Here is a 709-nt window from a genome sequence, read left to right on the forward strand (position 1 = left end):
TCCCGGGGGAGGGGGCATCGGCCGTTGGCGCTCGGGGTTCAGCCCTGGGGGCCGCCGGCGACGTAGATGACCTGCCCGGAGACGAATCCGGCATCCTCTCCCGCCAGGAAGGACACGGTGCCGGCGACGTCCTCGGGGCGGCCGACACGACGCACCGGGATCTGCTCGGCGGCGAACTTCTGGAAGTCCTCGAAGGGCATGCCGATCCGCGCGGCGGTGGCGGCGGTCATGTCGGTGGCGATGAAGCCCGGCGCGACCGCGTTGACGGTGATGCCGAACTTGCCGAGCTCGATGGCCAGGGTCTTGGTGAAGCCCTGGACGCCGGCCTTGGCGGCGGAGTAGTTCGCCTGGCCGCGGTTGCCCAGTGCGGAGGTGGAGGACAGGTTGACGATCCGGCCCCAGCCCGCCGCGGCCATGTGCTTCTGCACCTCGCGGCTCATCAGGAAGGCGCCGCGCAGATGGACCCCGATGACCGAGTCCCAGTCGGCCTCGGTCAGCTTGAACAGCAGGTTGTCGCGGGTGATCCCGGCGTTGTTGACCAGGACGGCCGGCGCGCCCAGGTCCTCGGCGATCCGGGCGACCGCGGATTCGACCTGCTCCGCGACGGCGACGTCCACGCCGACGGCGAGCGCCCGGCCGCCGTTCTTCTCGATGGCGGCGACGGTGTGGGGGCCGTCCCTCTCCCCCACGTCGCAAAAGGGGGACGCCG

The 709-nt window shown here is 71.7% G+C and carries 1 protein-coding gene; it reads right to left on the reverse strand.

Going from position 1 to position 709, the window contains the following annotated elements; genetic code table 11:
• Positions 1 to 38: 38 nt before the first annotated feature.
• Positions 39 to 689, reverse strand: a complete 651-nt coding sequence (locus ACFV0G_RS12440; protein ID WP_380545665.1) for an SDR family oxidoreductase — start codon at positions 687 to 689, stop codon at positions 39 to 41.
• Between the last annotated feature and the right edge of the window lie 20 nt (positions 690 to 709).

The organism is Kitasatospora sp. NPDC059571, assembly GCF_042735675.1.
Lineage (GTDB): Bacteria > Actinomycetota > Actinomycetes > Streptomycetales > Streptomycetaceae > Kitasatospora.